Raw genomic sequence first — 9,328 nt, 5'->3', positions numbered from 1 at the left:
CTCAGCCGGCCCAGCCCCGGGAGGGAGAGGTCACGGTCGGCCGCGGCGGCGACGCCGGCCACGCCGGCCGCCCCCACGACCAGGCTCCCGGCCAGGAATCCGCCGGCTAGAACCCATCGGGACCGCCGTCTGGGTCGGGCCGCGCGGTCTCCTTTTCGGTACGTGGACATCAACGGTGCCTGCCTTCCTGCCTGCCTGCGTGACGTGACCGCGCGCCGATCCGGGCGCGGGGGGCTCGACGTGCCGCCGGCCACCAAAGGTCACGATAGGTCCGCAATACGGACAGGAAGGTGTGAACGTGAATAGTGCTGTCATTCATCTTTAACCGCACCAGATTGGCGTCCGCCGGTCAACCGCCGACGTGGATGCCCGGCCGACGCAGCGGATCCCGCTCGGTACGGCGCAGGATCTCCCGCACCACCGGCGGGGTGTCCCCCCGGCCGAGGATGAGGTAGCGCAGCAGGTGCGCGATGGGGCTCCCCTCCGACCACTCGAAGTGCGCGTGCGGCCGGACGCCGGTGGCGTCGCGCAGGGCCAACAGGATCGCCGCCATCGCGTTGGGCGCCGCCGGGCTGCTGGCCCGCAGCACCCGGAAGCCGCCCACCTCGACCCCGTGCACGCGCAGCACCTGACTGAACTCCGACGGGTCGACCACGTCGATCTCCAGGAAGAGCACGTCGGCCGCGCCGGGCACCGGGTTCATCCCCCGCTGCGCCCGCTCCTTGACCGTGTACTCCTTCACCGAGCCACTCTGCCGCTTGTTCGCGATCAGGTGCAGTTGCCCGTCGTGTGCCAGCGACTCGGTGACGAACCGGCGGGCCGGCTCGTCGAACTCGATGCGCTCGGCGCGCAGCTCGGTGGTCCGGGTGACCCGGGAGACCAGCGACACCGCGATGATGCCGAGGATGAACAGCACCGAGATCGTGATCCCGTCCGGTTGCTCGATGACGTTCTCCAGCAGCGCGTACAGCAGCACCAGGGTCAGCACGGTGAAGCCGATCGCGGAGACGCGCTGGCCGTGGCGGGCCGCGGAGATGGTCACCGCCACCGCGCCGGAGACCATCATCGCCAGGATGCCGGTGGCGTACGCCCCGGCCTGGGCGTTGACGTCGGCCCGGAAGGCGATCGTGATGGCGACGCTGACCAGGGTGTAGACGATCACCACCGGGCGCACCGCACGCGCCCACTCCGGCGCCATCCCGTACGACGGCAGGTAGCGGGGCACGATGTTGATCAGCCCGGCCATCGCCGAGGCACCGGCGAACCAGAGGATGAGCACGCTGCTCACGTCGTAGACGGTGCCGAACACCTCGCCCAGGTACGTGTGCGCCAGGAAGGCCAACGCCCGGCCGTTCGCCCCGCCGCCCGGTCGGAACTCCTCGGCCGGGATGAGCGCCGTCGTCACGAAGGTGGTCGAGACCAGGTACACCGACATGACCAGCGCGGCGGTGGTGAGCAGCAGGCGGGTGTTGCGGATCCGGGCCGCCAACCGGGCCGGCTTGTCCGGACCGTCGGCCGCGACCAGGGGCATCATGCTGACCCCGGTCTCGAACCCGGACAACCCCAACACCAGCAGCGGGAACGCCAGCACGGCGGTGAGCAGCACGTGACCCGGCCCGGCGCCGCCGGTGGTCAGCGCGGCGGTCCAGTCCGACACGATCTGCGGGTCGGCGACGATCCGGACCACCGCGTCCGCCACGATCACCGCGTTCAGCAGCAGGAAGATGGCGACCAGCGGGATGGCCACCACCACCGCCTCGCGGAAGCCGAGCAGGAACACGCCGCCGAGGACGAGCAGCAGCGCCACGGTGACGACGACCGGGACGGCGGGACCGTGCAGGACGTCGGGCAGGTACGGGTTCTCCAGCAGGTGCACGGTGGCGTCGGCCGAGGAGAGGGTGATCGTGATGATCCAGGAGGTCGCCACGAAACCGAGCAGGACAAGCACGAAGATCTTGCCGCGCCAGAACGGCAGCAGCCGCTCCAGCATCGCCACCGACCCCTGCCCGTGCGGGCTCTCGTGCGCCACCCGCCGGTACATCGGCAGCATGCCGAACAGCGTCAGCGCGACGATCAACAGGGTCGCCAGCGGAGACAGCGCCCCGGCCGCGACCGCCGCGATGCCCGGCAGATAGGACAGGGTCGAGAAGTAGTCCACGCCGGTCAGGCACATCACCTGCCACCACGCCCCACGACACCGTGGCCCAGTACGGCCAGTTCGGCTGCCGACGATCATCGAGATCGCACGTGTCGCGCAAGAACGGACAAAGGAGCACTGCCCCGACCTGCGGCAGCAGCCGTGACTTTGCAAGACGCGACACAACGCACTCCCGGAACCGGCCCCTGACGTGTCACGATTCAGAGCACGGCGTGCGTACGGACGTCGACGGGGGATGGGCGGCCGCGCCGCGAGGCGCGTTGAGGAGGATGTCCGGGTGTCAGCGGGTGGTGCCCGCCGGGGACGGCGGGACAACGGGCTCGACGCGAGCGAGTACGCCGTCGTCGGCGACGTCGATCCGCGCGTCGGCGAGCACCTGCTCGACGTACTGGCCGCCGGTGGGATCGCCGCGTACCTGCAGCCCTCGGCCGACCTCAACCCGGTCACCCGCACCACCACCGTCCCGGCCCGTCCGGTCGACCGGCTCTACGTCGACCGCTCGCACCTGACCACCGCGCGGGACTATCTGACCCAGCTCGCCGACGAGACCTCCCCGGAGCAGCCGCCGGCGCGTGACGAGCCGGACATCGACGCCGAGTGGGCCCGGATCGTGGCGGGTTTCCACACCACGCCGATTGTCGGCGAGCACCCGTGGCCGGCCTCGGAGAACGTGGACGAACCGGATACCCGGGACGAGCCGGCCGCCGGTCCACTGGCCCGCTCCGGCGTCGACGAACCCGGTCCGACGGCCACCGACGTGCGCCGGCTGCCGTCCGCCACCGACATCTCCGGGATCTCGGTGGGGCGCGGCACCCGCGGGGACGAGCCCTCGCTGCTCGACGGGTTGGACACCTTCGGCGCCGACCTGCCCGACGACGAGGACGACGAGGGTTACCACCCGCCTCCGCCGCCGCCGCTGCCCCGGATCTCCAAGTACGCGGTGGTCGGCATCCTCGCGGTCGTGGTCGGGTTCGTGCTCTTCCTCTTCCCGTCGTTGCTCCCGGTGGACCGCTCGGCGGTCACCCTGTTCGGGTTCACCGGCATCCTGGCCGGTTTCGTCACGCTGATCTGGCGACTGCGCCCCGGCGACGAGGACGAGGACGACCCGGACAACGGCGCGGTCGTCTGATTCCGGCCCGCATCGCGGGACGCCACCGCCCCGCCCCGGGCGTAACAGTGGTGTAACTTACTGTCAGTAGGAATACCGCCGTACGTCACTTCCCCCGCTGACTGACCGGTTTTCTCCTGCTCGTGGCGGTCAGTCCTCTGCTGATCGGAATGCCCGAGATGCGACAGAGTTCCCTCGTGGTGGTGGCCAACCGCCTCCCCATCGACGACAACCAGGCGCCCGACGGGGCCTGCGAGTGGCGGCGCAGCCCAGGTGGTCTGGTCAGCGCGCTGCACCCGCTGCTGCGGCACACCCCGGCGACCTGGGTCGGCTGGGCCGGCGGCACCGGGACGGCCCCCGCCCTGCCCGACGTCGACGGCGTCCGCATGCACACCGTCGCGCTCAGCCACGACGACCTCCGCGACCACTACGAGGGCTTCGCCAACGCCACCCTCTGGCCGCTCTACCACGACTCCGTCGAGCAGCCGCAGCACCACCGCCGGTGGTGGGAGGCGTACCAGCGGGTCAACCAGCGCTTCGCCGAGGCGACCTCCGAGGTGGCCGAGCAGGGCGCGGTTGTCTGGGTGCAGGACTACCACCTGCACCTGGTCCCCGGCCAGCTGCGGGCGCTCCGGCCCGACCTGCGCATCGGGTTCTTCCTGCACGTGCCGTTCCCACCGCCGGAGCTGTTCATGCAGCTGCCCCGCCGCGCCGAGTTGCTGCGCGGCATGCTCGGCGCCGACCTCGTCGGGTTCCAGCGCGCCCAGGCGGCGCACAACTTCGCCCAGTTGGTCACGAAGGTCCTGGAGCTGCCGGCCACCGACCGGCGGATCGGCATCGACGACCGGGTGGTGCGCATCGGCGCGTTCCCGGTCTCCATCGACACCGCCGAGATGGCCGCGCTCGCCTCCCGGCCCGACGTGGCCGCCCGGGCCCGCCGGCTCCGCCAGGACCTCGGCGATCCCCGACAGGTCATCCTGAGCGTCGACCGGATGGACTACACCAAGGGCATCGAGCAGCGGCTCAAGGCGTACAGCGAGCTACTCGCCGGCGGCGACGTCAAGGTCCGTGACACCGTCCTCGTGCAGGTCGCCATGCCGAGCCGGGAACGCGTCGGGCAGTACCAGATCCTGCGCGAACGGATCGAACGTGAGGTCGGCCGGATCAACGGCGAGTTCGGCCGGGTCGGCGAACCGGCCATCCACTACCTCACCCGGCCCTTCGACCGTGCCGAACTGGCCGCCCTCTACCGGGTCGCCGACGTGATGGCGGTGACCCCGCTGCGCGACGGGATGAACCTGGTCGCCAAGGAGTACGTCGCCGCCCGGGTGGACGACGACGGCGCGCTGCTGCTCAGCGAGTTCGCCGGCACGGCCGCCGAGCTGTCCCAGGCGTACCTGGTGAACCCGCACGACCTGGAGGGGCTCAAGCAGGGGCTGCGCGCGGCGCTGCGGGCCAGCCCGGCCGACGTCACCGAACGGATGCGCGCGATGCGCGCGCACCTGCACCGGCACGACATCCGGGCCTGGGCGCGCTCCTACCTCAGCGCACTGGACGAGACGGGCACCCTGGTCAGCCGCCTGACCAGCACCGACGACACGGTCCGGGTGCCACGTCCGGCGACCCGGGCCGCCTCCGCCGCCCACCACGCCGGCGGCTGACCGACGTCGGCCGGTCGGCTCAGTGCGCGGTGGGCTCCTTTTCCAACCAGTCCAGGATCGCGTCGATCGGCTCCACCCACCGCGCGTCCAGCATCAGGTCGTGCCCCATGCCGGGGAAGAGCAGCGGCGCCGAACCGTAGCGACGGGCCACCCGCGTCAACGTCGACGACGGCACCACCCGGTCGTCCGGGCTGCCCATCACCAGCACCGGCGGCGCGCCCACGGCCGGTTCGGCCTCCGGCTCCCCCAGCAGGGCCCACTGCGCCCGCCGGCCGGCCCGACCGAGCTGCCCGACATACCGCCGGGCCTCCTCGTCGGGCAACTCGCGGCTGAACAACTGCCCCCGGTTGAGCCGCAGCGGCCCACCGAACACCGCCGGCAGCGTGCCGGCCGGGTTGCGGCGCAACGCCGCCCCCAGCACCCCCAGCCACCGAAGACCGGCGCCACCAGCACCGCGCCCCGCGCCGGGTAGCGCGCCAACGCGTGCGCCACGACCAACGCGCCGGCGCCGTGCCCCACCAGCACCGCCTGACGCGGCAGGCCCGCCGCCACCTGGACCACATCGTGGGCGTACGCCCGCAACGTCGCCTCCGGCGCCGGCTCGCTGGCGCCGTGCCCGCGCAGGCTCACCGCGTACGCCGGGAACCCACGCGAGGCGGCGTGCCCCAGCCAGTGCTCGGCGAACGCCCACGCGCCGTGACCGAAGCCGGGGACGAAGAGCAGCGGCGGCCGCCCCTCCTCCACCTCGGGAACGGCGCTGAGCACCTCGCGTCGTGCCGGTCGGACCGGCCGCGCCCACTCCCGGCCCCGCATGATCCGCAGTTCGGTCACCGGTCCGCCTCCCGCTCGCACCTGCGCGGCCCGCCGCTCACTTGCCCTCCAGGTCGACTAGGGCGCGCTGGACGGCGCGCAGGTACTCGGCGTGGCCGACCTCGAACCAGTGCCGGCTGCTCTCCTTGACCTGACCGGAGTACCGCTCCCCGGCCCGCTCCCGCACCCGCTGCGCGAACGCCGCGGCACGCTCCGGCCGGTCCCGCCGGGCCTGCAACACCCGCGCGAAGAGCACCGTCTGCCAGTGCGCCAGCGTGAACATCCCGGAGTCCGGCTGCAACAGACCGGCCACCGCCAGCGTCGGGTGCCCCGGGGTGAACGCGTTGAGCCACAGCGTGGGCCGGCCCGCGCCAGCGCTGTCGGCGAACACCGACGCGTCGAGGAACTCGAAGCGCGGCAGGTAACCGGTGGCGAAGATGACCACCTCGGGGTCGATCTCGCGGCCGTCGGCCAGCTCCACCGCGTACGGGTGGAACCGGGCGATGTCCGGCACCGGACCGATGGCGCCGTGGCCCACGTAGTAGACGAGCTGGCTGTTCGCGATGGGGTGCGTCTCGTACACCCGGTGGTCGGGCTTGGGCAGGCCGAAGCGGGTCAGGTCACCGACGGTCAACCGCAGCGTCCAGTGGTAGAGCCACTGCCGCATCCGCAACGGCACCCGCAGCGCCAGCAGCGCGTCGTTGACCTGGTCGCCGCCGGCCGAACACGTACTTCGGCGCGTACCAGTAGCCGCGCCGACTGGAGTGCCAGCAGCGCGACGCCTGCTGGGCGGCCTCGACGGCGATGTCGCAGCCGGTGTTGCCGGCACCGACGACCAGCACCCGCTTGCCGCGCAGCTGCGCCGGGTCCTTGTAGGACGAGGCGTGCATGATCTCGCCGCGGAACTGCTCCAGCCCCTCGTAGCGGGGCAGCTTCGGCGACCAGTTGTGGCCGTTGGCGATCAGCACGGCGGCGTACCGGGAGGTGCGCTCCGGACCGTACCCGCCGGTGGAGCGGGTGGTCACGTCCCAGCGGTCCCCCTCGGCGGGCTCGACCCGGATCACCTCGGTGCCGAACCAGATGTGCGAACGCAGGTCGAAGTGGTCGGCGTACCGCTCGAAGTACGAGAGCAGCTGACTGTGGTGCGGGTAGTCCGGCCACGAGTCGGGCATCGGGAAGTCGGGGAACTGGGTGAACGGCTTCGACGACAGCAGGTGCGTGCTGGCGTACACCGGGCTGCGGTCGTGGCGCCAGTTCCAGGCGCCGCCGACGCCGGTCTCCCGCTCGTAGCAGTCCACGCCGAACCCGTGCTCGCGCAGATTCTTGATGGCCGTCAGGCCGCTGGCCCCGGCCCCGATGACGCAGACCGTGTCGCCCCGGTCGGAGACCGGGCGGCCGTCGCGGCTCGCCGCGGACGAGGTCGCTTCCGGGTCGGGTCGGCCGTGGTCGGTGGAGGTGGACACCCGGGACATCTCCTTTTGTGCGGCACGCGTGCCGGTTCGCCGCGAAATCCTCTCCACATCGGAGCCGGATGTCCAGCCCCGACGCGGACCGATCGGCGGTCCCAGCCGGTGGGGGTCAGCCGGTGGTGGGCAGCAGCAGGTCGACCAGGACCGGGAAGTGGTCGCTGGCCCGGCGGGTCTGCGGGGTGTCCACCACGTCGTAGTCGACCACGGTGATCCGCGGGTCGACGAAGAGCGCGTCGATGCGCCGACGTGGGTCGGCGCAGGAGTAGGTGAGCCGGTCCGCCCGGTCGGCGGCCACCGCGGCGTCGGTCAGCCCGCGCGCCACCGTGGCCCAGGCCGGACCGTCCGGACCCTCGTTGAGGTCGGCGCCGGCCAGCACCGGGCTGGCCGCCGCGTCCAGCCCACGCTTGAACTCGGCGGCCTGCGCGGGGCGCTCCGCCGGGTCGGTGGACAGGTGCGAGCCGGCCAGGGTGAACCGGGCGTCGGCGACCCGGCAGTCGGCGTACGCCGCACCGCGCAGGTGCCGACCGGGGGTCAGCGGGAACCGCTGGCAGCGGGTGCCCAGCACCTGGACGCGCAGGCTGGTCAGCAGCAGGTTGCCCAGAGCGGGCAGCCCACCGGCGGCCACCACCAGACCGAACGACTCGGCCAGCGTGGCGGACTTCTGCCGCCACCGGAACCGGCGCGGCCCCTCCTGCACGATCACCACGTCCGGCCTCGCGGCCCGGACCACCTCCGCCAGCGCGGCGGTGTCGTCGCGCTGGCTGTGGATGTTGTACGACACCACACGCAGCGGTACGCCGGCAGCCTCGTCCATCGGTGACCCGCCTCAGATCCGGCGGGCCAGGTCGGCGGCGCCGATCACCCCGGCGCTGTTGCCCAGCTCGGCGGGGAGCACCTCGGCCACCGGCAGGCGGCCGCGCTGCGACAGCGCGTCGAGGTACGAGCGGCGTGTCGGGCCGAGCAGCAGGTCACCGGCGTCGACCACGCCCCCGCCGACCACCAGGGTCTGCGGGTCGAGGATCTGCGCCATGTCGGCGAGGCTGGTGCCCAGCCACCGGCCGATCTGCGCGAACGCCTCGGCGGAGACCGGGTCGCCGCCCTGCGCCGCGGTGGTCACCATCGGGCCGGTGATCGCCTCGGCCTCCCCGCCGGCCAGCTCCAGCAGCGCGGCGGCCCGGTTCGGCTCCTGGCGGGCGCCGGCGCGGGCGAAGCGGACCAGGGCACTGCCGCTGGCGTACTGCTCGATGCAGCCCAGCCGCCCGCAGCCACACTGGTGCCCGTCCGGCACGGCCAGCATGTGGCCCAGCTCCGCGGCGACGCCGTGCGCGCCTCGCATCAGCTCGCCGCCGAGGACGATGCCGCCGCCGACGCCGGTGCCGATGGTGAACATGATCATGGAATCGTCGGCGTCGCGTGCCGCGCCGTAGCGGAACTCGGCCCAGGCGGCGACGTTCGCGTCGTTCTCGACGATCACCGGCAGACCCACGGCGGTGCTGACGTACTCGCGCAGCGGCTCGTCGCGCCAGGCGAGGTTCGGGGCGAAGAGCACGGTCGAGCGGGTGGCGTCGATCCAGCCGGCCGCGCCGATCCCGACGGCCTCGATCGTCCGTCCGGCAGCGAGTTCGCCGACCAGCTCGATGATGACGTCGCGGGTCTTGGCGACGTCATCGGCGGGAGTGTCCCGTCGGGTCTGCACGAGGACCGTGCCGGTGTCGTCCACGACACCTCCGGCCACCTTCGTGCCACCGACGTCGACTCCGATGGTCAGCGTCACCGCTGCCGCTCCCCTCTGCTGTGCTGTCCGGCCCGCGCGCCGACGGCACGTCGGTCCGGGTCGGGATGTCCCGCGGTCAGGCGTCGTCGCCCGGTGCGTCCGCGCCGGCGTCGTCGGGCACCCGCGACGCGGGCACCACGGGCCGGTTGGTCGGTGCCGGTGCGGCCACCGGCCCGGCGTCGTCGACGGGTGGTGCGGTGGCCGGGGCGGGTGCGTCCGCCGTCCGGGTGGCGGCCGACCAGACATCCCGCTCCGGCGCCGGCTGAGAATCATGCCCGGTGCGGGTGGCATCGCGCCACACGTGATCGTCGTCGGCGTCGGTCACCGGCCGGTCGGGTCGGCCGCGGG

5 protein-coding genes and 3 pseudogenes are annotated in these 9,328 nt (G+C 72.8%); 2 read left to right on the top strand and 6 right to left on the bottom strand.

The features are described from left to right. Positions 1-349: 349 nt before the first annotated feature. Positions 350-2,236, bottom strand: coding sequence for an APC family permease (locus JNW91_RS26645; RefSeq protein WP_238425759.1), 1,887 nt, complete (start codon positions 2,234-2,236; stop codon positions 350-352). Positions 2,237-2,435: 199 nt separating this feature from the next. Between JNW91_RS26645 and JNW91_RS26640 the strand changes: the two genes are divergently transcribed. Then, positions 2,436-3,287: a DUF308 domain-containing protein gene (locus JNW91_RS26640; protein ID WP_203178143.1), complete on the top strand. Its 852-nt coding sequence runs from the start codon at positions 2,436-2,438 to the stop codon at positions 3,285-3,287. 158 nt (positions 3,288-3,445) lie between these two features. Then, positions 3,446-4,927 (top strand): alpha,alpha-trehalose-phosphate synthase (UDP-forming), encoded by a 1,482-nt coding sequence (locus JNW91_RS26635; RefSeq protein WP_238425758.1) that lies wholly within the window; start codon positions 3,446-3,448, stop codon positions 4,925-4,927. A 19-nt stretch (positions 4,928-4,946) separates the two neighbouring features. Here JNW91_RS26635 and JNW91_RS26630 read toward each other — a convergent pair. The 5 genes and pseudogenes from JNW91_RS26630 to JNW91_RS26610 all read right to left on the bottom strand — a co-directional run. Next, positions 4,947-5,740: pseudogene (locus tag JNW91_RS26630) on the bottom strand (alpha/beta hydrolase). A 55-nt stretch (positions 5,741-5,795) separates the two neighbouring features. Next, positions 5,796-7,200, bottom strand: a pseudogene (locus JNW91_RS26625) (flavin-containing monooxygenase). Positions 7,201-7,315: 115 nt separating this feature from the next. Next, positions 7,316-8,020, bottom strand: coding sequence for an endonuclease/exonuclease/phosphatase family protein (locus tag JNW91_RS26620; protein WP_203178141.1), 705 nt, complete (start codon positions 8,018-8,020; stop codon positions 7,316-7,318). A gap of 12 nt (positions 8,021-8,032) precedes the next feature. Then, entirely contained in the window at positions 8,033-8,980 is a 948-nt protein-coding gene (locus JNW91_RS26615; protein WP_203178140.1) for an ROK family glucokinase, read from the bottom strand. Positions 8,981-9,056: 76 nt separating this feature from the next. After that, positions 9,057-9,328: pseudogene (locus JNW91_RS26610) on the bottom strand (hypothetical protein); the annotation flags it as partial.

Origin of the sequence: Micromonospora parastrephiae, assembly GCF_016802865.1 — a bacterium.
GTDB classification, from domain to species: domain Bacteria; phylum Actinomycetota; class Actinomycetes; order Mycobacteriales; family Micromonosporaceae; genus Micromonospora; species Micromonospora parastrephiae.
The sequence above is the reverse complement of the archived record's forward strand: the minus strand, read 5'-3'. Positions and strand labels throughout refer to the sequence as shown.

Excerpts from the sequence above, each read along its gene's own strand:
- JNW91_RS26645 (WP_238425759.1), bottom strand. The coding sequence starts at position 2,236 with ATGATCGTCGGCAGCCGAACTGGCCGTACTGGGCCACGGTGTCGTGGG.
- JNW91_RS26635 (WP_238425758.1), top strand. The coding sequence starts at position 3,446 with ATGCGACAGAGTTCCCTCGTGGTGGTGGCCAACCGCCTCCCCATCGAC.
- JNW91_RS26620 (WP_203178141.1), bottom strand. The coding sequence starts at position 8,020 with ATGGACGAGGCTGCCGGCGTACCGCTGCGTGTGGTGTCGTACAACATC.